The 24,428-nt window shown below is 64.8% G+C and carries 24 protein-coding genes; 19 read left to right on the top strand and 5 right to left on the bottom strand.

Features of this window, described 5'->3' with window-relative positions; all coding sequences use genetic code 11:
• Positions 1–177 precede the first annotated feature (177 nt).
• Both DL899_RS09580 and DL899_RS09585 read left to right on the top strand, forming a co-directional pair.
• The gene (locus DL899_RS09580; RefSeq protein WP_111734136.1) at positions 178–1,479 is read left to right on the top strand and encodes an SDR family oxidoreductase; all 1,302 of its coding nucleotides are present in this window, start codon (positions 178–180) and stop codon (positions 1,477–1,479) included.
• On the top strand, positions 1,476–1,943 hold the full coding sequence (locus DL899_RS09585; protein ID WP_111734137.1) for a DUF2269 family protein: 468 nt from the start codon (positions 1,476–1,478) through the stop codon (positions 1,941–1,943). The genes DL899_RS09580 and DL899_RS09585 overlap by 4 nt, the downstream gene beginning before the upstream one ends.
• Before the next feature lie 50 nt (positions 1,944–1,993).
• Here DL899_RS09585 and DL899_RS09590 read toward each other — a convergent pair whose 3' ends face one another.
• Entirely contained in the window at positions 1,994–2,770 is a 777-nt protein-coding gene (locus DL899_RS09590) for a translation initiation factor 3 (protein WP_111734138.1), read from the bottom strand.
• 125 nt (positions 2,771–2,895) lie between these two features.
• Between DL899_RS09590 and infC the strand changes: the two genes are divergently transcribed.
• The 8 genes from infC (at position 2,896) to cobT (ending at position 11,663) form a co-directional block, all read left to right on the top strand.
• Positions 2,896–3,516, top strand: a complete 621-nt coding sequence (gene infC, locus DL899_RS09595; RefSeq protein WP_239494667.1) for a translation initiation factor IF-3 — start codon at positions 2,896–2,898, stop codon at positions 3,514–3,516.
• Between the two features lie 229 nt (positions 3,517–3,745).
• Positions 3,746–5,476 (top strand): peptide ABC transporter substrate-binding protein, encoded by a 1,731-nt coding sequence (locus DL899_RS09600; protein ID WP_420820970.1) that lies wholly within the window; start codon positions 3,746–3,748, stop codon positions 5,474–5,476.
• 22 nt (positions 5,477–5,498) lie between these two features.
• Entirely contained in the window at positions 5,499–6,515 is a 1,017-nt protein-coding gene (locus tag DL899_RS09605) for an ABC transporter permease (RefSeq protein ID WP_111734139.1), read from the top strand.
• A complete protein-coding gene (locus DL899_RS09610; protein ID WP_111734140.1) occupies positions 6,512–7,402 on the top strand; it encodes an ABC transporter permease in 891 nt (296 codons plus the stop codon). The genes DL899_RS09605 and DL899_RS09610 overlap by 4 nt, the downstream gene beginning before the upstream one ends.
• A 65-nt stretch (positions 7,403–7,467) precedes the next feature.
• Positions 7,468–7,875: a hypothetical protein gene (locus DL899_RS09615; protein WP_111734141.1), complete on the top strand. Its 408-nt coding sequence runs from the start codon at positions 7,468–7,470 to the stop codon at positions 7,873–7,875.
• 120 nt (positions 7,876–7,995) lie between these two features.
• On the top strand, positions 7,996–8,619 hold the full coding sequence (locus tag DL899_RS09620) for a J domain-containing protein (RefSeq protein WP_111734240.1): 624 nt from the start codon (positions 7,996–7,998) through the stop codon (positions 8,617–8,619).
• A 91-nt stretch (positions 8,620–8,710) separates the two neighbouring features.
• A complete protein-coding gene (cobS, locus tag DL899_RS09625; protein ID WP_111734142.1) occupies positions 8,711–9,697 on the top strand; it encodes a cobaltochelatase subunit CobS in 987 nt (328 codons plus the stop codon).
• 97 nt (positions 9,698–9,794) lie between these two features.
• Positions 9,795–11,663: a cobaltochelatase subunit CobT gene (gene cobT, locus DL899_RS09630; RefSeq protein ID WP_111734143.1), complete on the top strand. Its 1,869-nt coding sequence runs from the start codon at positions 9,795–9,797 to the stop codon at positions 11,661–11,663.
• A 9-nt stretch (positions 11,664–11,672) separates the two neighbouring features.
• On the opposite strand, the gene DL899_RS09635 is transcribed toward cobT, so the two are convergent.
• The 3 genes from DL899_RS09635 to DL899_RS09645 are packed head-to-tail and all read right to left on the bottom strand — an operon-like array spanning position 11,673 to position 13,518.
• Entirely contained in the window at positions 11,673–12,467 is a 795-nt protein-coding gene (locus tag DL899_RS09635) for a DUF4336 domain-containing protein (RefSeq protein WP_111734144.1), read from the bottom strand.
• A 3-nt stretch (positions 12,468–12,470) separates the two neighbouring features.
• The gene (locus tag DL899_RS09640; protein WP_111734145.1) at positions 12,471–13,019 is read right to left on the bottom strand and encodes a peptidylprolyl isomerase; all 549 of its coding nucleotides are present in this window, start codon (positions 13,017–13,019) and stop codon (positions 12,471–12,473) included.
• Positions 13,012–13,518: a peptidylprolyl isomerase gene (locus DL899_RS09645; RefSeq protein ID WP_111734146.1), complete on the bottom strand. Its 507-nt coding sequence runs from the start codon at positions 13,516–13,518 to the stop codon at positions 13,012–13,014. The genes DL899_RS09640 and DL899_RS09645 overlap by 8 nt, the downstream gene beginning before the upstream one ends.
• Before the next feature lie 135 nt (positions 13,519–13,653).
• Here DL899_RS09645 and DL899_RS09650 point away from each other — a divergent pair, with 135 nt between their 5' ends.
• The 5 genes from DL899_RS09650 to ilvN all read left to right on the top strand — a co-directional run bounded on the left by DL899_RS09650 (position 13,654) and on the right by ilvN (position 19,785).
• The gene (locus DL899_RS09650) at positions 13,654–14,868 is read left to right on the top strand and encodes a phosphoglycerate kinase (RefSeq protein WP_111734147.1); all 1,215 of its coding nucleotides are present in this window, start codon (positions 13,654–13,656) and stop codon (positions 14,866–14,868) included.
• A gap of 110 nt (positions 14,869–14,978) precedes the next feature.
• Positions 14,979–15,869: a fructose bisphosphate aldolase gene (locus tag DL899_RS09655; RefSeq protein WP_111734148.1), complete on the top strand. Its 891-nt coding sequence runs from the start codon at positions 14,979–14,981 to the stop codon at positions 15,867–15,869.
• Between the two features lie 300 nt (positions 15,870–16,169).
• Positions 16,170–17,927: an acetolactate synthase 3 large subunit gene (locus tag DL899_RS09660; RefSeq protein ID WP_111734149.1), complete on the top strand. Its 1,758-nt coding sequence runs from the start codon at positions 16,170–16,172 to the stop codon at positions 17,925–17,927.
• Positions 17,928–17,946: 19 nt separating this feature from the next.
• On the top strand, positions 17,947–19,191 hold the full coding sequence (locus DL899_RS09665; RefSeq protein ID WP_162685544.1) for a glycosyltransferase family 87 protein: 1,245 nt from the start codon (positions 17,947–17,949) through the stop codon (positions 19,189–19,191).
• Between the two features lie 33 nt (positions 19,192–19,224).
• Positions 19,225–19,785, top strand: coding sequence for an acetolactate synthase small subunit (gene ilvN, locus DL899_RS09670; RefSeq protein ID WP_111734151.1), 561 nt, complete (start codon positions 19,225–19,227; stop codon positions 19,783–19,785).
• Here the strand turns inward: ilvN and DL899_RS09675 are convergent, their stop codons facing one another.
• A complete protein-coding gene (locus DL899_RS09675) occupies positions 19,786–20,175 on the bottom strand; it encodes a hypothetical protein (RefSeq protein WP_111734152.1) in 390 nt (129 codons plus the stop codon). It abuts the gene before it with no gap.
• Between the two features lie 280 nt (positions 20,176–20,455).
• Here DL899_RS09675 and DL899_RS09680 point away from each other — a divergent pair, with 280 nt between their 5' ends.
• From DL899_RS09680 to mmsB, 4 genes are all read left to right on the top strand, one after another.
• The gene (locus DL899_RS09680; RefSeq protein ID WP_239494668.1) at positions 20,456–21,226 is read left to right on the top strand and encodes a helix-turn-helix domain-containing protein; all 771 of its coding nucleotides are present in this window, start codon (positions 20,456–20,458) and stop codon (positions 21,224–21,226) included.
• Between the two features lie 121 nt (positions 21,227–21,347).
• Complete coding sequence (locus DL899_RS09685) at positions 21,348–22,490, top strand: acyl-CoA dehydrogenase family protein (protein ID WP_111734154.1); 1,143 nt, start codon at positions 21,348–21,350, stop codon at positions 22,488–22,490.
• Positions 22,487–23,530 (top strand): enoyl-CoA hydratase/isomerase family protein, encoded by a 1,044-nt coding sequence (locus DL899_RS09690; protein ID WP_111734155.1) that lies wholly within the window; start codon positions 22,487–22,489, stop codon positions 23,528–23,530. The genes DL899_RS09685 and DL899_RS09690 overlap by 4 nt, the downstream gene beginning before the upstream one ends.
• 4 nt (positions 23,531–23,534) lie before the next feature.
• Complete coding sequence (gene mmsB / locus DL899_RS09695; RefSeq protein WP_111734156.1) at positions 23,535–24,407, top strand: 3-hydroxyisobutyrate dehydrogenase; 873 nt, start codon at positions 23,535–23,537, stop codon at positions 24,405–24,407.
• The last annotated feature ends 21 nt before the right edge of the window (positions 24,408–24,428 follow it).

Here is a 24,428-nt window from a genome sequence, read left to right on the forward strand (position 1 = left end):
CAGACCCCCGGTCGCGCGGCCAGCGCACCATCAAGGATTTCCGGACAAGAAAGCCACGCCCGCGGGGGCCGACCCGGCGGGCGTTTGATTTCTTTCGGCCATTCTTGATAGCATCCAAGCCATCCCGCAGGCGATCCGTTTCGCGGCATCACGGCCGGGAAAATCAAAGCGGGGCGCATGAGCGTGCAAAAAGCGGTTGTTCTTGGCGGCTATGGCCTGATCGGGTCCGCCTGCATGCGGGCCCTGGCTGATGCCGGTCTTGACGTGGTCGGGGTCGGACGCTCAACGCGGTCTGCCATGGCTGCGAGCCCGGCTGCCGATTGGGTGATCCGGGACATCCCGACAATCACGGTCGACGAGTGGCGCGATTTGCTGACCGGGGTCGATGTCGTGGTGAACGCCGCCGGGGCGCTGCAGGACGGCGCGCGCGATGATCTGGAGGCAATCCACGTGACGACGGTCTCTCGCCTGGTCGAGGCCGCCGCCGGAATGCCGGTTCGGGTTGTGCAGATATCCGCCGCGGGTGTCTCCGACACCGCTTCGACGGATTTCTTCCGCACCAAGGCGCGCGGCGACGGCATCCTGTCCGCGGGTTTGGACGACTGGGTCATCCTGCGCCCGACGCTGGTGCTGTCGGAAGAAGCCTATGGCGGTACAGCCCTGTTGCGCGCCGTTGCGGGTTTGCCCCTGGTCCTGCCCGTGGTCTTTCCCGACGCGAAGGTCCAGACGGTTCATGTCGGCGATGTCGCCTCTGCCGTTGTCGCCGCCGCCCGTGGACAGGTGGCCGCCGGCACGATCGCGGACCTGACGGAACACGACGCGCACAGCTTTCCCGACCTTGTCGAGGCGGTGCGGCGCTGGCAGGGCTGGGCGCCCCCGGTCTGGCGCCCGGCCATTCCCGGCCTCGTGCTTTCCATCCTGGACCGGGGCGCGGACCTGCTTGGCCATCTTGGTTGGCGCTCGCCACTGCGAACAACAGCGCTGCGGGCCCTTGCCGATGGCGTCCGGGGCGACCCGGCGGCGTGGGAAAAGGCGGGGGGCACGCCTTGCCGGTCGCTGACTGACACCCTCGCGCGCCTGCCCGCCACGCGGCAGGAAAGGCTGTTCGCGCGCGCCTATTTTGCCCTGCCCCTGGCCATCGGGACGCTGGCGCTATTCTGGTGCGTGTCGGGCCTTGTCACCCAGCTTGCCCCGTCTCGCGCGCTGTCAGTCCTCGCAGATCGCGGCGTGCCCATTTGGGTGGCGGGGCTGACGGCCATCGGCGGGGTGGTGGCCGACATCACGCTTGGCCTTGCGATTTTGTGGCGGCGCTGGACAAGGCCCGCCGCGCTGGGAATGCTGGCGCTGTCCGGCGCCTATCTGATCGGCAGCCTAGCCGTCGCGCCTGATCTCTGGACCGATCCGCTGGGTCCGATGGTCAAGGTCTTTCCCGGTATGGCGTTGGCGGCGCTGGTCTGGCTGCTGGTGGAGGACAGATGACCTATGACATCCTGCGCCTCTTGCATGTCCTCGGCGCGACGGTCCTGTTGGGAACCGGGGCCGGCATCGCCTTTTTCATGGTCATCTCGAATCGAAGCAGGGACGCGCGCCTGATCGCGCATGTCGCGGGCATCGTGGTGCTTGCCGACACCGTCTTTACCGCGACCGCTGCCGTCATCCAGCCGATCACCGGCTATCTGCTGGCGCGCGAGGCCGGCTGGCCATTGCTGACCGGATGGGTCGCGTGGTCGCTCGCGCTCTATGTCATTGTCGGGCTGTTCTGGCTGCCGGTGGTCTGGATGCAGGTGCGGATGCGCGACCTTGCAGTCACCGCGCGCGACGCCGGCACGCCGCTGCCGGCGCTGTACCATCGGCTTTATCGCTGGTGGTTCGCCTTTGGCTTTCCCGCTTTCGCAGCGGTCCTTGCGATCATCTGGCTGATGCTCACCAAGCCATCATTCTGATGGTGGTTCCGGGTGCCCCATCCGTATAGGGCACCCGTCTGGTCATTTGTTCAGAGCCCCAGCGCAGCGCGCGCCGATTCCAGCGCGGTGCTCAGCATCTCTGGGTTGTCGACGGCGCTGCGAATGGACTGCGTCAGCGCGGTCTTTTTGAGCGGGCTCAGGTCGGAATCCTCGATCGCCGACACCACGGTGTCGAGGTCAAAACCATCGACACTCAGCGCATCCATCAGGCTGCCGGACTGATCATCTGCCGCTTCCATCGCGTCGCCGGTGGCCTCTTCGGCCTGATCGGTCATCCCCTCGACGGCCTCGGTCGCCTCATCCGCCATCTCTTCGGCGTCTTGCATGGCATCATCCGCGGCTTCCCCGGCCTGATCGGTCACATCCTCGACCGCCTCTGCCGCCCCGTCAGCAGCCTCTGCCGCGGTATCGTTGGCCTCTTCGGCAACGTCCGTCACCGCATCGGCTGCCTCTTCGGCGGCGTCTTCAGTCGCCTGCATGGCGTCGTCTGCAGCTTCTTCAGCGGCTGTCGCGGCCTCTTCGGCGGCGGTGGCGGCTTCTTCCGCCGCGCCTTCGGCAGCAGTTGCCGCCTCTTCGGCAGCGCTTTCTGCCTCGGCTGCGGCTTCTTCAGCGGCGCTCTCAGCCTCGGTTGCGGCCTCTTCGGCAGCGCTCTCCGCCTCGGCTGCGGCCCCTTCGGCCTCGGTCGCGGCCTGGGTGGCCGCATTATCGGCTGCGCCGGTCAGATCATCCAGCGTCTTGCCGGTAAAAAGCATGTAACCGCCGCCGATGACCACGATGGCCACGACGATCCAAATCAGGTTTCTCATAAACTTCTCCAGGTCAGTTGCCGTCCGCGAGACATCGCGGACTTTGGCGCATTTGTCGCAGATGCCGTGTCTGGACGAAACCAGCAAGTGAAATCAACCGGCTTTTCGGCCCCGGACCGCCTATTTTGCAGCTTGAATCAGCACCAGTGCGCGGTTACGTTGCTGCCTCGAACGATTGCAATGTCAGAAGGACCAATACCATAGCCCGCAGACCTCACAACGCGCCGCCAACGCGCGACACCGGCCCCCGCGTCAATGATCGCATCCGTGCTGCCGAAATCCGCCTCATCGGCGCCGAGGGCGAGAACGTCGGCGTCGTGACCCCTGAAAGGGCCATGGAAATGGCCTATGAGGCCGAACTTGACCTTGTCGAGATTTCGCCCAACGCCAATCCCCCGGTCTGCAAGATCATGGATTACGGCAAGTTCAAGTATGAACAGCAAAAGCGCGAATCCGAGGCCCGCAAGAAGCAGAAGATCATCGAGGTCAAAGAGGTCAAGTTCAGGCCCAACACCGACACCCACGACTATGAAGTCAAGATGCGCAACGTCACGCGCTTTCTGGAAGGCGGTGACAAGGTCAAGGTGACGCTGCGTTTTCGCGGTCGCGAAATGGCCCACCAGCAGCTTGGCCGCGAGTTGCTGCAGCGCGTGGCCGGCGATGTCGAAGGGCTTGGCAAGATCGAGAACATGCCCAAGATGGAAGGCCGGCAGATGATCATGATCATCGCGCCTGCCGCCCGCTAGGGCACAGCCCCCCGAACCGGTTCACAAGGCGGTGCATCAGGGCGCAAACCCTGGTGCCTGCGGTGCCTTCTGATCCGATCCTGACGCGCCTGGAACAAGAGAACCCCTTGATATTCCAGCAGCAGACGTCACTATTCCGCCCTGACTGCCGGAATTCGGGCCCCTGCCCGGTACCGAATTCCGGTGCAAAACGGCGTAAAGACCGAACCACGAGGGAAGGAATTTCGGCATGAATTTCAGGCGCATCCGGCGTCTTGCGATGGCATTTCTGACGCTGGCAGGCACGCTGGCGGCGCCGTTGGCGACCGCGGACGAGGCCCAGCGCGGGCGTGATGGGCAGGTCAGCATCCTTTACTGGCAGGCCCCGTCGATCCTGAATCCCTATCTCAGCGGCGGCACCAAGGATCTTGAGGCGGCAAGCCTGGTGCTGGAGCCGCTGGCGCGGTTCGACGAGACCGGCACGCTGGTGCCCTGGCTGGCCGAAAGTGTGCCGAGCGTGGAAAACGGTGGCGTGTCCGGGGCGCGTGACACCATCACCTGGGTGCTGCGCGAGGGGCTGGAATGGTCCGACGGCACGCCGGTAACATCGGCCGACGTGGTCTTTACCTGGACCTATTGCATTGCCGAAGGCGGCGGCTGCGCCCTGCGTGAAAAATTCGACGGTATCGCCGCCATCGATACCCCCGATGCGCGCACCATCGTCATCCGCTTTGACGCGCCCCGCCCCAACCCGCATGTGGCCTTTGTCGGGGCGCAGTCGCCGATCCTGCAGGAGGCACAGTTCAAGGACTGTCTCGGACCGCGCGCGCCCACCTGCACCGGCGCCAATTTCAACCCCATCGGCACCGGCCCGTTTGTCGTCACCGATTTCCGGCCCAACGACGTGGTCCAGTTCGCCGCCAATCCGCACTATCGCGAGCCGGGCAAGCCCGCCTTTTCAGAGGTCGTGATCAAGGGCGGGGGCGACGCCACTGCCGCCGCGCGGGCGGTGCTGGAGACAGGCGAATTCGATTACGCCTGGAACCTTCAGATTGACCCGCATGTGCTGGCCAACATGGCGGCGGCGGGCCGTGGACAGGTGGTTTCGGCCTTCGGGACGCTGGTGGAACGGGTCGTGCTGAACCAGACCAACCCCGACGCGGCGCATGGCGCGCGGCGTTCGACGCTCGGTCATCCGCACCCGTTCCTGTCCGACCCGGCGGTGCGGCAGGCGCTGTCACTGGCGATCGACCGCGCATTGCTGGTCGAGATCGGCTATGGCCCGGCAGGGCGGATCACCTGCAACCTGATCCCGGCGCCTGATATCTATGTCTCGCAGGCCAATGATGGCTGCGCGATGCAGGATCTTGACCGCGCGCGCGCCCTGCTGGACGGTGCGGGATGGACGGACAGCGACGGTGATGGCGTGCGCGACCAAGACGGCGTGCCATTGTCACTGGTCTTTCAGACCTCGACCAACGCCGTGCGGCAGGATTTCCAGGCGCTGATCAAGCAGTGGTGGTCGCAGATCGGCGTTGCGACAGAGCTGCGCAACATCGACGCCAGCGTGTTTTTCGGCGGCGATCCGGGCAGCCCCGACACGTTTCAGAAATTCTATGCCGACGCGCAGATGTTCGCCGGCGCCTTCGATGGCACCGATCCCGAGTCCTATCTTTCCAGCTGGCGCTGCGACCGCATTCCCACCCCGGAAAACCAGTGGCAGGGCAGCAATATCGCGCGCTACTGCCAGCCCGCTTATGATGCGCTGGTCGAAGATATGCGCGAGGCCGGCGATATCGAGCGGCGGGCCGAACTGGCGCGGGCGATGAACGACATGCTGGTGCAGGATCACGTGATTCTGCCGCTGGTCAATCGCGGCCGCGTCTCCGCCCATGCCAACGACCTTGGCGGCGTGGTGCTCAACCCCTGGGACAGCGAGCTGTGGAACATCGCCGACTGGCACCGCAAGACGGCCGAGTAATGCCGCGCTGGCGGGCCGGGTCATGCTGAGCTATGCCCTTCGCCGGCTGCTCTTCGCGGTGCCGGCGCTGCTGTTCATCGCGCTGGTGCTGTTTGCGCTGCTGGAACTGGCGCCGGGCGACCCGATGGCGCAACTGCCGCTGACCATCCCGCCCGAGGTGCGCGCCGACATGCGCGCCGCGCTGGGGATAGGTGAGTCCGCCCATATCCGTTTCGGCAAGTGGCTGTGGCAGCTTTTCGCGGTCGAGCCGATGGCGCTGGCCGACCGCGCGCTCGGCACCGACATGGCCGCCGACAGCCAGCGCATGATCAGCTGGCAGACCCGCGGCCCGGTGATGGATACCATCATCCAGCGCCTGCCGCAGACCCTGTGGGTGGTGGGGATGGCCTATGTGGTGGGGGTGCTGATCGCGCTGCCGGTGGGCGTCATCTCGGCCTGCCGTCAGCATTCGGTCTTCGACCAGGCAGGGACCTTTGTCACCATGGTGGGCTATTCGGTGCCGCCCTTCTTTTCGGGGGTGCTGGCAATCGTGATCTTTTCGGTGCAGCTGGGCTGGCTGCCCTCGATCTATGACACCACCCACCAGGTGACGGACTGGCACAGTTTTACGGTTCAGTTACGGCAGATGGTGCTGCCGGTGATGGTGCTGTCGCTGCAGACCACGGCGCAGCTGTCGCGCTATACCCGCGCGGCGATGCTGGACAGCCTGCACCAGGACTACGTGCGCACCGCCCGCGCCAAGGGGCTGTCGGAAACCGCGGTGGTGCTGGGGCACGGGTTGCGCAACTCGCTGATCCCGGTGGTGACGGTGATCGCGCTGGGGCTGCCGCAGGTGTTCGGCGGTGCCATCATCACCGAGCAGATATTCAAGGTGAACGGTCTGGGACAATTGCTGATCACCGCAATCCAGGCGGGTGACCTGCCGATGGTGCAGACGATCACCTTTCTGCTGGCGGTGATGGTGGTGCTGGCCAATATCGCCGCCGATCTGACCTATGGCCTGCTGGACCCGAGGATACGACAGGAAGGAAGGCCATGACCCTCCTTTCCCCTCCCCGCCCCGGGCACACGGTCTGGCGCCGCTTTCGCCGCCATCGCGGCGCAGTCGCGGGCGCGGCGGTGCTGGGGTTCCTGGTGCTGGCCGTGCTGCTGGGCCCGTGGCTGTGGTCGCTCGATCCGACCTATATCGACGTGCGCGCGCGCAGCGCCGGGCCCAGTCCGGCCCATCCGCTGGGCACCGATCAGCTGGGCCGCGACATGCTGGCACGGCTGCTGGCCGGCGGGCGGGTTTCGATCGCGGTGGGGCTGGCGGCGATGGCGGTTTCGCTGGGGCTGGGCACGCTGATCGGCGTGCTGGCCGGTTTCTTTCGCCGCCTAGACAGCCTGCTGATGCGACTGACGGACCTCTTTCTGGCGCTGCCGGTAATCCCGTTGGTTCTGGTGGCGGTGATGCTGTTCCGCGAGCCGCTGAACCACAGCTTTGGGCCGCAGGCGGGGATATTCGTGCTGGTTGTCCTGGCCATCGGCCTGACCAGCTGGATGCCCACCGCGCGGGTTGTTCGCGGGGCCGTGCTGGAACTGAAAGAGCGCGAATTCATCCTTGCCGCGCGCGGGATCGGCACCCCCGATGCCGCGATCATCACCCGCCATGTCCTGCCCAACGTGGCCTCGCCGATCCTGGTGTCTGCGGCGCTGGGCACCGCCAACGCAATCCTCACCGAATCGGCGCTCAGCTTTCTCGGCCTCGGCTTTCCGCCCGATTTTCCCACCTGGGGGCGACTGCTGAGCGACGCCACTGTCTATCTGCAGGATTACCCCGGGCGCGCGCTGTGGCCAGGCGGGCTGATCTGCCTGACCGTGCTGGGCGTCAACTATCTGGGCGACGGGCTGCGCGACGCGTTCGACATCCGCGGCGACGCCAGGTGAAGCTGCCCTTGCGCCCACCGCCGGGCACGTTAGGATGCGTGCCCGGTTGAACAAGGGCAGGTAGCATGACGCAATATATCTACAGGGTCGTTCCGGCCCCGGCAAAGGGCGACAAATCCAGCGGCGCCAAAGGCGCCGAGGCGCGCTTTGCCCGCGGGCTGGAAGCGGTGATTAACACTCAGGCGCGCGACGGCTGGGAATACCTGCGCGCCGAAAACCTGCCCAGCCAGGAACGCAAGGGTTTGACCGGCACCCAAACCGTGCAACGCAGCGTGCTGGTCTTTCGCCGGCCCGCGGACGCGGCCAGTGAAACCGCGGCCGAAACCGCGCCCGCCAGATCGGCGCTTTTCGCCCGGCGCGAGCCGCCGCTCAACACCGGACCGATAAAGGAGGCCCCCGCACCACGCCGCGCGGACACCGACACCGGCCCCGAAAACGACGCCCCGGCCGGCGATGATACGCCCCGGCCCTGACCCCGCCTGCCCAACCGGCAGGCCGCACCCCGCCGATCGGGTGGTTTTGCCAACTGCCCCCTTCAATTTGACGCCCAATAATCTAAACTCACCGCTTCGACTCGCAGAGGGATGCGCCCCATGTCCAAAACCGACCCTTTCGGATTCGACCTTTCCGTAAGTTCCGCGAAGAAAAAGAACCCGCGCGGCCGGCGGGGCATGTCCGGGGCGTCGGAAACCTCTACCCGCGTCTGCGACCATCCGGGCTGTACCGAACCGGGTAAATACCGTGCGCCCAAGGCACCGGACGTGCTGGATGACTATTTCTGGTTCTGCAAGGACCATGTGCGCGAGTACAATCTCAAGTGGAACTTCTTCGACGGCACGACCGAGGCCGAAATCAACGCGCAGATGTCCAGCGACAAGGTGTGGGAACGGCAAACCCGCCCCCTCAACGACCCCGAGGCCCGCGCATGGGCGCGGCTCGGCATCGAGGACCCCCATCAGGTACTGGGCGAGAACGCGACCAAGAACCCCGGCAAGGGCCGCACCGGTCAGCGCAAACTGCCGCCGACCGAACGCCGCGCGCTGGAAATCCTCGAGGCCGAGGACAACTGGACCAAGGCGGATATCCGCAAATCCTACAAGGCGCTGATCAAGGTGCTGCACCCCGATATCAACGGCGGCGACCGCAGCCAGGAAGAACAGTTGCAACAGGTCGTGTGGGCCTGGGACCAGATCAAGCCGAGCCGCAACTTCAAATGACGCGGGCGCCCGGGCGCACGCCCTGCCCCTTGCCCTTTGGCGCCATATGTTGCACCACGAGGCCCGAAACTGAGTTGAAGGACAAGGCCCAATGGCGGACGGAAGCACCGATATGAACGCGCGCCCCACCGAAGAGATCTCGGTCAGCGACGTGTTCGGCATCGACAAGGACATGGTCGTAAAGGGCTTTGCCGAACGCACCGACCGCGTGCCCGATATCGACAGCACCTACAAGTTCGACCCCGACACCACGCTGGCGATTCTCGCGGGCTTTGCCCATAACCGTCGGGTGATGATCCAGGGCTATCACGGCACCGGCAAGTCGACCCATATCGAACAGGTCGCCGCGCGGCTGAACTGGCCCTGCGTGCGGGTCAACCTTGACAGCCATATCAGCCGTATCGACCTGATCGGCAAGGACGCGATCAAGCTGCGCGATGGCAAGCAGGTGACCGAGTTCCACGAAGGCATCCTGCCCTGGGCGCTGCGCAACCCCGTCGCCATCGTCTTTGACGAATACGACGCCGGGCGCGCCGACGTGATGTTCGTCATCCAGCGGGTGCTGGAACATGACGGCAAGCTGACGCTGCTGGACCAGAACGAAATCATCACCCCGCATCCCTGTTTCCGGCTGTTCGCCACCTCGAACACCGTGGGGCTGGGCGATACCACCGGGCTTTACCACGGGGTGCAGCAGATCAACCAGGCGCAGATGGACCGCTGGTCGATGGTGGCCACGCTGAACTATCTCAGCCACGACGCCGAAAGCGCGATCGTGCTGGCCAAGAACCCGCTCTACAACACCGAAAAGGGCCGGCGCACCATCGCCCAGATGGTGACCGTGGCCGACCTGACGCGTACCGCCTTCATGAATGGCGACCTGTCCACGGTGATGAGCCCGCGAACGGTGATCAACTGGGCACAGAACGCCCATATCTTCCGCGATGTCGGCTATGCCTTCCGGCTGACCTTCCTCAACAAGTGCGACGAGCTGGAGCGCCAGACCGTGGCCGAGTTCTATCAGCGCTGCTTTGACCAGGAACTGCCCGAAAGCGCCGCCAGCGTCAGCCTGGAATAAGGCGCCTTCACCGCCGTCAGGGCGCGGCAGGCTGGCCTTTGCCGCGTCCGGTCCCTAACCTGCCGGCCACACCAGTGATGCAACCGGGGGCACCGTCATGGCCCAGTCCGACAATCCCGCCGATCCCTTCAAAAAGGCCCTCGCCGAGGCCACCAAGGTGTTGGCCGACGACCCGGACCTGACCATCAGCTATTCGGTCGATCCCTCGGGGCAGACCGGCGAGGCGATGTGCCTGCCCCAGGTCAGCCGCCGGATGACCCGCGACGAGGTGCTGCAGGCCCGCGGCACCGCCGACGCGCTGGCGCTCAGGCACAAGTATCACGACGAAGCCACCCACGCCCGCTATGTTCCCTCGGGCGAGATGGCACGCGACCTGTACGAGGCGATGGAAACCGCCCGGTGCGAGGCCGTGGGCGCACGCGAAATGCCCGGCACCGCCGGCAACATCGACGCCCGCATCGGCGCCGAGGCGGTGCGCCGCGGCTATGACCGGATCAGCGACGCGTCAGAGGCGCCGCTCGCCACCGCGGCGGGATACCTTATCCGCCACCTGGCGACGGGGCGCACCCTGCCCCCGGCGGCCGACAACGTCATGCAGCTTTGGAAGGGGTTCATCGAAGACCGCGCCGACAGCACGCTGGAGGGGTTGCAGGACACCCTGGCCGACCAGGCCGAATTTGCCCGCTTCGCGCGCAAGATCATTGCCGATTTGGGCTATGGCGACCAGCTGGGCGACGACCCCGACGCGACCGAAGACGACGACCAGGACGAAGAATCCGAACCTCAGGAAGAGGAACAACCCGACAGCACCGGCGAGGACGACAGCGATGACGCCCAGGCCGATACCGACCCCGACACGCAGGAGCAGGACGGCCAGGACCAGTCCCAGGCCGAAATCAGCACCGACGACATGGCCGAGGACGAAACGGGCGAGGAAACAGAGCTGCCCGAGGGCGAAGCGCCGCTGGAACCGCCCCTGCCCCCGGTGTCAGAGGCCGATCCCGACTATGCCGTCTATACCACCGATTTCGACGAGGAAATCACCGCCGAGGACCTGGCCGAACCCATCGAACTGGAACGCCTGCGCGCCTATCTCGACCAACAGCTTGAGCCGCTCAAGGGCGCGGTCGGCCGGCTGGCCAACAAGCTGCAGCGCCGCCTGCAGGCGCAGCAGAACCGGAGCTGGGAATTCGACCGCGAGGAAGGCATCCTGGACGCCGGCCGCCTGGCCCGCGTCGTCGCCAACCCCACCACGCCGCTCAGCTTCAAGATAGAAAAGGACACCGAATTCCGCGATACCGTTGTGACGCTCTTGCTGGACAATTCGGGCTCGATGCGGGGACGGCCGATCTCGATCGCGGCGATCTGCGCCGACGTCCTGTCCAAGACGCTGGAACGCTGCCAGGTCAAGGTCGAGATCCTGGGCTTTACCACCCGCGCCTGGAAAGGCGGCCAATCGCGCGAGGCCTGGCTGAACTCCGGACGGCCGCAACTGCCCGGGCGGCTGAACGATCTGCGCCACATCATCTATAAGTCCGCCGATGCACCGATGCGCCGGACGCGCAACAACCTTGGCCTGATGATGAAAGAGGGGCTGCTCAAGGAAAACATCGATGGCGAGGCGCTGGAATGGGCCCACCGCCGGCTTGTCGCCCGCCGCGAGGCGCGCAAGATCCTGATGGTGATTTCCGATGGCGCCCCGGTCGATGACAGCACCCTCAGCGTGAACCCGGCGAACTACCTTGAAAAGCACCTGCGCGACGTTATCGACATGGTTGAACGGCGCGGCCAGGTGGAATTGCTGGCCATTGGCATCGGCCATGACGTGACCCGGTATTACCAACGCGCCGTGACCATCACCGATGCCGACCAGCTGGCCGGCGCGATGACCGAACAGCTGGCCGCGCTGTTCGATTCCGATCCGCGTGCGCGCGCGCGGATGATGGGGATCAGGAAGGCAAGCTGAGCAGACTGGTTACCGCGTCTTGTCGCGGTTTTTCTCGCGCGCCTCTTCATAGGCGACTTCCCAGCGCCTGGGGCGCAATACCCGGCGAAAGGCGCGCTCCAGTTCGGCCACGCCGTTGGTCTGGTACCAGCGCCCATGCGCCAGGATCACGCGTCGGGGGTCCCAGCCGATCATCTTTTCGACATCCTCGGCCAGGGCCACCTTGTCACGAAAGGTCCAGGCCATGTCGGGGGGCATCTTGCCGTCGCTGTCGTCGATGCCGACAAACCAGATCAGCGGCCGCGCCCAGACCGGCATGTGCCGCGTTTCATGCGCCTCGATCAGGTCGGTCAGGATCAGGCTGCGGGTGCTTTTGTGAAAGAACACCGCCTCGCGGTGTTTCTTGCTGCCGCGCACGATCATCTGCCTGATCTGGCCGCGCCAGGGCGGCTCGGCGCGCTCAGAATTCAGATCGCGGTCGAACGACAGCGTCAGCCCGTTCTTTGCCGCGCGTTCCGCCACCCCCGGCGCCGCCCAGGCGGTGGCCTTGGGCCATGCCGCCTGCCAGTCGGCGATATGTGCATAGTGCAGCCAGTTGGGCGCGATCAGGTGGCGCACGGGGCCCAGCGCGTCAAGCTCGGCCTTCAGCGCGTCGGTCAGCCGGGTCGGCGAATGGACCCACAGCGTGCCTTCCTTCAGCCGCACCACCGTGGCGCGGGTGGAAAACGGCAACCCGTAAAACCGGATCGCGGGGCCGTCGATCAGCCAGAGCCCGTCATCGACGGGCTTTGGCGTATTGAGCGGCTCGTACCCGGTCTTGCGCATCCGTCAGTCGGTCACGGTGACCCGGGTCATCACGTCGGGCTGCCCCTTGACCGCACCGTTGGGGCCGCGACCGCGCTTGATCTTGTCGACAATGTCCATCCCACCGGTCACGCGACCGACGACCGTGTACTGACCGTTCAGGTTCGGCGCGGGGGCAAACATGATGAAGAACTGCGAATTGGCGCTGTCGGGGCTCTGCGAACGGGCCATGCCGACAACGCCGCGTTCGTACGGCACATCGCTGAATTCTGCCTTGAGGTTGGGCAGATCGCTGCCGCCGGCCCCGGCCCGGATATAGCTGTCCTGCCCGGTGCGGCCGAATTTCACGTCGCCGGTCTGGGCCATGAAGCCCTCGATCACGCGGTGAAAAACGACCCCGTCATAGGCGCCTTCGCGCGCAAGGGTGGTGATGCGCTCGACATGGTTGGGCGCGACCTCTTCCAGCAGGTCGATTTCGATGGTGCCGTTGGCAACGCCCGAGACCTCGATCTGCAGGCCGGTGGCGGCGGCGGGCGAGGCAAGAAGCCCCAGGATGAACGCTAGTTTACGCATCGGCGGCCACCTTGACGCTGATCATCCGGTCGGGGTTCGCGGGCGGCTCGCCGTGGGTGATGGCGTCGACATGTTCCATTCCCGAAATCACCCGGCCATAGACGGTGTATTGACCGTTCAGGAAATGGTTGTCCTTGAAATTGATGAAAAACTGGCTGTTGGCGCTGTCGGGGTTCTGGCTGCGGGCCGCGCCCAGCGTGCCGCGATCATGGGGGATGTTGCTGAACTCGGCCTTGAGGTTGGGCAGGTCGCTGCCGCCGGTGCCGGCCATGCGCGGGTTCCAGCCCGATTCCATGTTGGCGTTCTGCACGTCGCCGGTCTGAGCCATGAAGCCGTCGATCACCCGGTGAAAGGCAACATTGTCATACTTGCCGGCGCGGGCCAGTTCCTTCATCCGGGCGCAATGGCCGGGGGCGATATCGCTGAGCAATTCGATCGTGACGGTGCCGTCCTTCAGCTCCATCAGGATGGTGTTTTCGGGGTCCTTGATCTCGGCCATCGGGGGCTCCTTTTCATTCGCGTTGCAGCGATACCTAAGGCGTTCGGCCCACGATGCCAAGCCGGGAGGTTGACGCCCCCGCCACGGCGGGCCAATAGGTGCGCGACAGATGCAGCAGCAAGGGGCGACGTGACGATGGCAGAGGCGGCGGCAAAGGTGCGCGCGACGCGCTGGAAAACCCTCGACGATCTGGACCTGAGCGGCAAGACGGTGCTGACCCGGGTCGACATCAACGTGCCGGTCGAGGCCGGGCAGGTCACCGACACCACCCGCATCGACCGCATCGTGCCTACGGTGGATGACATCATCGCCAAGGGCGGCAAGCCGCTGTTGATCGCCCACTTCGGCCGCCCAAAGGGCAAGGTGGTGGCCGAAATGTCGCTTAGGCAGGTGGTGCCGGCGCTGGCCAGCGCGCTGGGCCGCAAGGTGCAGTTCATCGAAACGCTCGAAGGCGCCGAAAACCCCACCGACGAGGCCCGCGCCGCCGAGGTGCTGTTGCTGGAAAACATCCGCTTTCATCCGGGCGAAGAGGCCAACGACGCCGATTTTGCCGCGCGACTGGCGGCGCTGGGCGATGTCTATTGCAACGACGCCTTTTCCGCCGCCCACCGCGCACACGCCTCGACCGAGGCACTGGCACGCCTGCTGCCGGCCTGTGCCGGGCGGCTGATGCAGGCCGAGTTGCAGGCGCTGGAAAAGGCGCTGGGCGATCCCGAACGCCCGGTCATGGCACTGGTCGGGGGCGGCAAGGTTTCGACCAAGCTCGACCTGCTCGACAACCTGGTGGAAAAGGTCGACATGCTGGTGATCGGCGGCGGCATGGCCAACACCTTTCTGGCCGCGCAGGGGCTGGGCGTGGGCAGGTCGCTGTGCGAACACGATATGACCGACACCGCCCGCGCCATCGCCGAAAAGGCCAAACGCACGGGGTGCGAGATCCTGTTGCCGCACGATGTCGTCATCGCCGAGGAATTGCGCGAGGGCGCCGAGAACGAGGTGGTCGCTGCCGGGGATTGCCCCGATGACAAGATGATCCTCGATGCCGGGCCTGACAGCGTGGCCCATATCGAACAGGCGATGGACCGGGCCCGCACGCTGATCTGGAACGGCCCGCTGGGCGCGTTCGAATTCGCGCCCTTCGACGCCGCTACCAATGCTGTCGCCGCCCATGCCACCGATCTTTGCCAGGCAGGCAAGCTGATCGCGGTCGCCGGCGGGGGCGACACGGTTGCCGCGCTCAACCGGACCGGCGCGGCGGAGAAATTCACCTATATCTCGACCGCCGGCGGCGCATTCCTGGAATGGATGGAGGGCAAGACCCTGCCGGGGGTTGCCGCGCTGGGGGGATAACCCCTCACGCCCCCCCGATGTTAGCGTCACCAGAATTGCAACCGCGCCCCCCCTCGCCTAGAAGCAGGCCTAAGCAGCGGCAGGGCCGCGAAAGATAGCGGAGCGTTTTCATGAGCAAGCAGGATCAAGCGAACCGGATGCGCACGGGCAAGGGTTTTGTCGCCGCGCTCGACCAGTCAGGCGGTTCCACCCCCAAGGCGCTGCGGCTCTACGGTATCGCCGAGGATCGCTATTCGAATGAGGCCGAGATGTTCGACCTCATTCACCAGATGCGCACGCGCATCGTACAATCGCCCGCATTTTCGGGCGAGCGCATCTTGGGCGCGATCCTGTTCGAACAGACGATGGAACGTGACATCGCCGGCAAACCCAGCCCACATTACCTGTGGCAGGAACGCGGCGTCGTGCCGTTCCTCAAGGTCGACAAGGGGCTGGACGAGGAAAAGGATGGCGTGCGCCTGATGAAGCCGATGCCGGGGCTCAAGGACCTGCTGGTGCGGGCCAATGCCGCCGGCATCTTCGGCACCAAGATGCGGTCGGTCATCGACGCGGCCAACCCCGGCGGCATCGCCGCCGTCGTCGGTCAGCAGTTCGAGATCGCCGGTGAAATCCTGGATGCCGGGCTGGTGCCGATCGTCGAACCCGAGGTGACCATCTCGATTTCCGACAAGCGCGAGGCCGAAGACTTGCTGCTGGCCGAAATCACGCGACATCTCGACGCACTGCCCGCCGACCGGCAGGTGATGCTGAAACTGACCCTGCCCGAGGCGGCCAACCTGTACCGCCCGCTGGTCGAGCATGACCGCGTGATGCGTGTGGTGGCCCTGTCGGGCGGCTATTCGAGGGACGAGGCAAATGCCCGACTGGCCGAAAATCCGGGCATGATCGCCAGTTTCAGCCGCGCCCTGACCGAGGGGCTGAGCGACGATCAGACCGACGAGGAATTCAACCAGGTGCTGCAAGCATCGGTCGACAGTATCTACGCCGCGTCAACCGCCTGATGGCGTTCCTTTCCGCTGGCGCGGCCCCGCGCCGGCACATAACGCGCAACTTTTGCAAAGCGTTCCGGCCACATTCGGCATCATTGTGAAAAATCTCGGTTGACGGGTCCGCCGCCCGCCCATAGTGTTCCGCGCACGAAAATCGGAGTAAACCCCGTGATCCGCATGATTGTACTTCTGGTAGGAACTTGGCGCATGGGCCGGTAACGGACACCCTGAACGGTACCCCATGCGCCCCCGTCTGACCGGGGGTTTTTTTATGCTCGAAAGAAAAGATGACGTCATGAACGGAGCAAACATATGACACGTCAGATGACCGGAGCGAAAATGGTGGTTCAGGCGCTGAAGGATCAGGGCGTGGATGTTGTATTCGGCTATCCCGGCGGGGCGGTGCTACCGATTTATGACGAGGTCTTTCAGCAAAACGATATTCGTCACATCCTGGTGCGGCACGAACAGGGCGCGGTGCACGCGGCCGAGGGGTATGCCCGTTCGACCGGAAAACCGGGTGTTGTGCTCGTCACCTCCGGCCCCGGCGCCACCAACGCGGTCACCGGCATCACCGACGCGCTGATGGATTCGATCCCGATCGTGGTGCTGTCAGGCCAGGTGCCGACCTTCATGATCGGCAACGACGCCTTTCAGGAGGCTGACACTGTGGGCATCACCCGCCCCTGCACCAAGCACAACTGGCTGGTGTCGGACACCGGCAAGCTGGCCGACACCCTGCACCAGGCGTTCCACGTCGCCACCTCGGGGCGGCCCGGGCCGGTGCTGGTCGACATCCCCAAGGATGTCCAGTTCGCCAGCGCCGAATACGTGCCGCCGCAAAAGGCGCGCACCTCGCACTATCAACCGCAGGTCAAGGGCGACACCGCCACGATCACCGAACTGGTCGAGGCGCTGGAAACGGCCGAGCGGCCGATCTTTTACACCGGCGGCGGGGTGATCAATTCGGGCCCGGCGGCCTGTCAGCTGTTGCGCGAACTGGTCGATGCCTCGGGCATTCCGATCACCTCGACCCTGATGGGGCTAGGCGCCTACCCGGCATCGGGCAAACACTGGATGGGCATGCTGGGGATGCACGGGCTTTACGAGGCCAACATGGCCATGCATGGCTGTGACCTCTTGATCAATATCGGCGCGCGTTTCGACGACCGCATCACCGGGCGCGTCGATGCCTTCAGCCCGCATTCCAAGCGCGCCCATATCGACATCGACCCCTCGTCGATCAACAAGGTGATCCGCACCGACATCCCCATCGTCGGCGACATCGCGCATGTGCTCGAGGATGTGCTGAAGATCTGGAAATCGCGTGGCCGCAAGGTCAACCGCGAAGGGCTGCAGAAATGGTGGGCCCAGATCACCGAATGGCGCAAGACCGATTGCCTGGCGTTCAGCCAGAAAGGCAAGGTGATCAAGCCGCAATACGCCCTGCAGCGGCTCGAGGAACTGACCAAGGGGCACGACCGCTATATCTGTACCGAGGTCGGCCAGCACCAGATGTGGGCGGCGCAGTACCTGGGGTTCGATGATCCCAACCGCTGGATGACGTCGGGCGGCCTAGGTACGATGGGCTATGGCCTGCCCGCCTCTGTCGGCGTGCAGGTGGCCCACCCCGACGCGCTGGTCATCAACGTCGCGGGCGAGGCTAGCTGGCTGATGAACATGCAGGAAATGGGCACCGCGGTGCAATTCAGGCTGCCGGTCAAGCAGTTCATCCTGAACAACGAGCGTCTGGGCATGGTGCGCCAGTGGCAGGAGCTACTGCACGGTGAACGCTATTCGCATTCCTGGTCCGAGGCCCTGCCCGATTTCGTCAAGCTGGCCGAGGCGTTCGGCGCCAAGGGCATCATCTGCACCGATCCCGCCGACCTGGACGACGCGATCATGGAAATGATCGAATATGACGGGCCGGTGGTGTTCGACTGCGTGGTTGAAAAGCACGAGAACTGTTTCCCGATGATCCCATCGGGCGAGCCGCACAACAAGATGCTGCTGGGCGCAGACGCCTCGACCAAGGACGTCATCGGCGCCTCGGGCGCGGTCCTGGTCTGAGTCCGGGGTGCAGCAGCCGGTGACCTTGAACCCCGCATCGACCGGCCCCGAGGCCGGTGATGCCCGGCTTGCGGTCTTTGACCACCGCCGCGGCTGGCAGTTGGGGCTGCTGGGTGCGGCACTGACGCTGATGTTCTGCGTCATCTTCATCGGCGGCGCCGTCGTCGAAATCGGCGAAAAGGGCCTGATATCGTTCTCGGTCGATTTCTACGTGTTCTGGGCCGCGGCAAAGCTGGCGCTGGCGGGCACACCGCTTGATGCCTTCAGTGTCGAGCGGATCACCGAGGCGGCGGGTCTGGTCAATTCGGACTGGATGCCCTGGGCCTACCCACCAGGTTTCCTGCTGATAATCTCACCTCTGGGGGCCCTGCCGTTTGCCCCCGCTTGGGCGGTCTTCACGCTGGTATCCCTGGCCGCCGTCATCTGGGCCACGCGGCCATTTGCCGGAGGACGGATACAGGTGGTGGCCGCTGCCGCGCTGGCCCCGGCGATGCTGCCATGTCTGCTGGTCGGACAAACGACGCTGTTGTGGATTGCGGGGCTGCTGGCCGCCCTCGCCGCCCTTCGTGACGGCCGGCCGGTCCTCGCCGGCTTGTTCATCGGGCTACTGACGCTGAAGCCGCAACTCGGGCTGCTGATACCGGTGGCGCTGCTGGCATGCGGCGCCTGGCGGACAATCATGTCGGCCACACTGACGGCGGTGGTGGCGGCCGGCATTCCGACGCTGATCTACGGCACTACCTACTGGGGCAGCATGTTGGCGATGATGTCCGAGCATGGCGAAATGGTACGCGGCGCGATCAGCCGCCTGGACCTGATGGTCAGCCCATATTCGGCTATTGCAAGGCTTGGCGTGCCGGAAACGACCGCACTGCTGCTGCAATGGACAATCGCCGCCGTTGCGGCCTGCGCTGTCTTTGTCGTCTGGCGCAACCCCACGGCTTCGTTCGACCCGCGCGCGGCGGTACTTCTGACGGCGATCCCGCTCGCCTCGCCCTATCTGTGGCACTACGAATCCGCGTTTCTCGCGCCGGCGGCATTGTTCATGCTGCGCGCAGGGGCGATCACCACCCGCCCCGCCGGCATCGTGCTGGCACTGGCGATGTGGCTAGGGCTTGCACCTTCGGCGCTGGCGATGCTCCATTCAGGCACGGCCGATGTCTTTCGCCTTGTCTTTTTGCCGATCGCATGTATCGCCTTTGCCGCCTGTCTGCGCCACGCATTCTTTCACCCCCGGGCGGGCACCCGCCCCGCGACGCCCTGACCACCTACCGTTCACGAGGAAAGGCACCAACGCATGTCCGCTCTGAAAATCAAGAAAGGCTCGACCAAGCATTCGGCCTATAACCTGCGCCCCACCTTTTCCGACACCACCGAGACGCACACGCTGGCGGTGATCGTCGACAACGAACCCGGCGTTCTGGCGCGGGTGATCGGGCTGTTTTCGGGGCGCGGCTACAACATCGACAGCCTGACCGTGGCCGAGGTCGACCACACCGGGCACACCAGCCGCATCACCATCGTCACCACCGGCACGCCGCAGGTGATCGAACAGATCAAGGCGCAGCTGGGGCGCATCGTGGTGGTGCACGAGGTCCACGACCTGACGGTCGAGGGCCGCTCGGTCGAGCGCGAATTGGCGCTGCTCAAGGTCGCGGGCGAGGGGGAAAAACGGGTCGAGGCGCTGCGGCTCGCGGATATCTTCCGCGCCAACGTGGTCGACAGCACGCTTGGCAGTTTCGTGTTCGAGATCACCGGCACGCCCGACAAGATCGACGCGTTCGCCGACCTGTTGCGCCCGCTGGGCCTGACCGAGATCGCGCGCACCGGCGTCGCGGCCCTGCCCCGCGGGGCCTGATCAACAGTAGGCGCGCGCCGCCAGCCGTTCTTCGACGCCGTTTCCGGGGTGCAGCACCACCACGCGCGCCGACTGCTTTTGCGGCCGGACGCGGGGATCGTGCGTTTCCGGACGGGGCAGAACGATCGGGTCGCGCTGCAGCCCGGCCGTGGCCGATTTCAGAGTGGCCGCAAGCGCGGGATATTCATGCGGCGCGACGACACAGGGGTCGACGGCGAGGCGCAGTTCGTTTTCTTCGCGCAGGTCGAATTCGACCAGATCGCCCGGGGCTAATTGTGACACCTCCGGGGCATCGCAATCGTGTTTGAAGAACGCGAGATTCTGGTGGTCTTCGCACCAGATTACCGCCTTGTTGCGCTTGCTGTCGCTCCAGAGCACCACACCGTACATGGCTTCCCCCAAGTGATTAATTACACTTGGAGTTTGAAGCAGATGCAGAAGAAATGAATGGGGCTATTTGAGTGCAGGAAAGAGAGATTTGTAACAGATACCCCCAATGGTGACGCTAATTAGCGTCAGCCCTGCCTCTTATTGGCGTCGAATGCGCTGGAAAGGGGCCGGAATCTCGTTTAGTTTCGCCCCAAAGCGCCCATCTAAACCGGAAGTTTATTTCATATTGTCAGAACAACGTAAAGAAGAACGGCATCGTTCCGCCGAAGATCCGGCAGCGTTGCGCAAGGTCTTCGGCGAGAACCTGCGCGTGCTTTGCCAGGGCTATCCGTCGATCTCGGGGCTGTGCCGCGACCTGGGTATCAACCGGACCCAGTTCAACCGCTATATTTCCGGGGAAAGCTTTCCCCGCCCTGACGTGCTGCACCGGATCTGTGGCTTTTTCGAGACCGACGCGCGCATCCTGCTTGAACCCGTCGCCGACCTGCAGGCCGCATCAGGCGACATGGTTAACCATCCCTTTCTGAGAGGCTTTTTCGGCAGCGCCACGATCGAGATTTCGGAGTCGCTCTTTCCCAGCGGATTCTACCGTTTTGCACGCCGCAGTTTTGTCGATGCGCACCGCTTTGTCCTGGGGCTGGTGCGGATTTCGCGCACCGATGGCTATACCTTTCTGCGCGGGTTCGAGCCGCGCAACGCCGTGCGGGAACAGGGCCTGTCGATGGCCCGCCGCGACCGCGAATACCGCGGCATCGTCATGCGCCAGGAAGAGGGCATCATGGCCATCGTCACACACCGCGATTCGCTGTCCTGCTCGTTCAACTTCCTGACTCCGGAAACCGCCTTTCAGTCGAACCTGTGGGAAGGCTATGCCAGCCGCACGGTGCGCGAAAAGGTCACCGGCGACCGCGCCACGCGGATGGTCTATGAACATCTCGGCGCCAGCGCCAGGCAGGCCTTGCCCTCGGCAAGGAAAACCGGCGTCGTGGGCGTCGATGAACTACCGCCCTTTTATGTGCATCTCCTGCGTCCCAACCAGCCCTTCCGCTAGGGGCTGGTCCGGGGTGGCGGCGTGTTGCGCCGTGCGGGGATGGTCTTTACCCTTGCATTGTGCCCTTCAGCGCAGGTAATTAAACATACGTTCAATTCCTCGAACGACAGGAGGCCAGCCCATGGATTTCGCCCTTTCCGAGGAACAGACCGCCATTTTCGAGATGGCCCGTGCGTTCGGACAGGAACACATCGCGCCCCATGCCCGCACCTGGGAACGCGAGGGCACCATCCCCCGCGAGTTGTGGCCGCAGCTGGCCGAACTGGGATTCGGCGGGCTTTACGTATCGGAGGGCGCGGGCGGATCGGGGCTTTCGCGGCTCGAAGCCACGCTGGTTTTCGAGGCGCTCAGCATGGCCTGCCCGTCTGTGGCCGCGTTCCTGTCGATCCACAACATGTGCGCACGGATGATCGACAGCTACGCCGACGACGCGTTCAAGGACCGGGTGCTGCCCGGCGCCCTGTCGATGGATACGGTGCTGTCCTACTGCCTGACCGAGCCCGGCTCTGGCTCTGACGCCGCCGCGCTGCGCACGCGCGCAAACCGCGACAATGCCGGCTATACCCTGAACGGCACCAAGGCGTTCATCTCTGGCGGCGGTTATTCGGACGGCTACGTCGTGATGGTGCGCACCGGCGAAGACAGCCCCAAGGGCATTTCAACCGTCTATGTCGAGGCCGGCACGCCGGGGCTGTCATTCGGCGCGCCCGAGGACAAGATGGGCTGGCGCGCCCAGCCGACCGCGCAGGTGCAATTCGATAATTGCACCATTCCCGCCGAAAACCTGATCGGTGAAGAGGGCAAGGGTTTCACATATGCGATGGCCGGGCTGGATGGCGGGCGGCTGAACATATCGGCCTGTTCGCTGGGGGCGGCACAGACGGCGATGGACGCAACCCGCGCCTACATGCGCGAACGCAAGACCTTCGGCAAAAGCATCGACAGTTTCCAGGCGCTGCAGTTCCGGCTGGCCGACATGGAGATAGAGCTGCAGGCCGCGCGCACCTTTCTGCGGCAGGCGGCGTGGAAGCTGGACACACAGGCGCCCGATGCCACCAAGTTCTGCGCCATGGCCAAGAAATTCGTCACCGAGGCCGGCAGCCGCATCGTCAACCAGTGCCTGCAACTGCATGGCGGCTATGGCTACCTTGCCGACTACGGCATTGAAAAACTGGTGCGCGACCTGCGCGTGCACGAAATCCTCGAAGGCACCAACGAAATCATGCGCATGATCGTGGCGCGTCAACTGATGGCCGAGACATGAACGACATCTCGATTCGAAAACAGGGCAAAGCCGGCCGGATCACCCTGACCCGTCCAAAGGCGCTGAACGCCGTGACCTATCGGATGTGCCTGGCGATCGAGGACGCGCTCGACGCCTGGGCCGCGGATGATACGGTCGACCTGGTGATCATCGACGCCGAGGGCGACAAGGCGTTCTGCGCCGGTGGCGACATCCAGGAACTCTACCGCGCGGCCATGGCGGGCGACTATGCCCTTGGTCAGAACTTCTGGCGCGACGAATACCGTATGAACGCCAAGATCGCCGAATACCCCAAGCCCTATGTCGCCATCATGCATGGCTTTGTCATGGGCGGCGGCGTCGGCATCTCGTGCCACGGGTCGCACCGGATCGTGGGCGAAACGACCAGGATCGCCATGCCCGAATGCGGCATCGGCCTGGTGCCGGATGTGGGTGGGTCGCTCTTGTTGGCGCGGGCACCCGGCCGGCTGGGTGAATACCTGGCGACGACAGCCTCTCGCATGGATGCGTCAGACGCGATTTTTGCGGGTTTTGCAGACAGTTACATTCCGCAATCAAAGTGGCCTGAGCTGATCTCGCAACTAGAGGAAACGGGCAGCACGGATGCCATTTCCAAGCAGCGAGAGACCCTGCCGCCCGGTCCGCTCAACCGTCTTGCCCCCAGAATTGACGCCCATTTCGGCGGTGAAACCCTGCTCGACATCGTCAGTTCGCTCAAGGCGGAAGACAGCGATTTCGCCCGCGACACGCTGGCGACGCTGGGGCGCAATTCGCCCCTGGCAATGGTCTGCGCCATCGAGATCATCCACCGCCTGCGTGACACATCCGCCGAGATTCGCAAGGCGCTGGAACTGGAATACCGCTTTACCTACCGCGCGCAGGAACACAGCGATTTCCTGGAAGGTATCCGCGCCGCCGTGATCGACAAGGACCGCAACCCGAAATGGCGCCATGACCTGACGAACCCGCCTTCGCTGGCGGCGACGCAGATGCTGATGCCGCTGGGCGCGGACACACTGACCTTCGACAGGAAAGGATGACACCATGAAGATCGGCTTTATCGGACTAGGCAACATGGGCGCGCCGATGGCGGCCAACCTCGCAAAGGCCGGTCACGAGGTGACAGGCTTTGACACCGCCGGGGTCGAGGTGGAAGGCGTCGCCAATGCCGCCAGCGCGGCAGAGGCCGCAAGCGGTGCAGAGGTGGTCATCACCATGCTGCCCAACGGCGATATCCTGCGCCGTGTCGCGGATGAGATCGTGCCGGCGATGGACAAGGGGGCTGTCTTTCTCGACTGTTCCACCGTCGATGTCGCCAGCGCCCGCGCCGTGGCGGAAAAGGCCCAAGAGGCCGGGTTGCTGGCGCTTGACGCACCGGTTTCGGGCGGCGTCGGCGGCGCGCAGGGCGGCACGCTGACCTTCATGGTCGGGGGCGATGAGAAGGGCTTCAACATCGCCAAGGAACTCTTTGACATTATGGGGCAAAAGGCCGTGCACTGCGGCCCGTCCGGCAATGGGCAGGCGGCCAAGATCTGTAACAACATGATCCTCGGCGCCACCATGATCGTCACCTGCGAGGCATTCGCGATGGCCGACAAGCTGGGCCTCGATCGACAGGCGATGTTCGACGTGGTGTCCACCTCGTCGGGCTATAGCTGGTCGATGAACACCTACTGCCCCGCCCCCGGCGTCGGCCCGCAAAGCCCCGCCGACAACGACTACAAGCCCGGCTTTGCGGCGGAGCTCATGCTCAAGGACCTGCGCCTTGCCCAGCAGGCGGCGACGGATGCCGATGCCGACACGCCGCTTGGGGCTGCGGCGATGCGGCTCTACGAAGAATTCGTCGAGCGCGAGGATGGCAAGGGGCGCGACTTCTCGGCCATGTTGCCGCGGTTCGAAAAACGCGGTCACAGCTAGACCCCGGTTGCGCCCGGCGTG

Source organism: Roseovarius amoyensis, assembly GCF_003260265.1.
In the GTDB taxonomy this organism is placed as follows: Bacteria; Pseudomonadota; Alphaproteobacteria; order Rhodobacterales; family Rhodobacteraceae; genus Roseovarius; species Roseovarius amoyensis.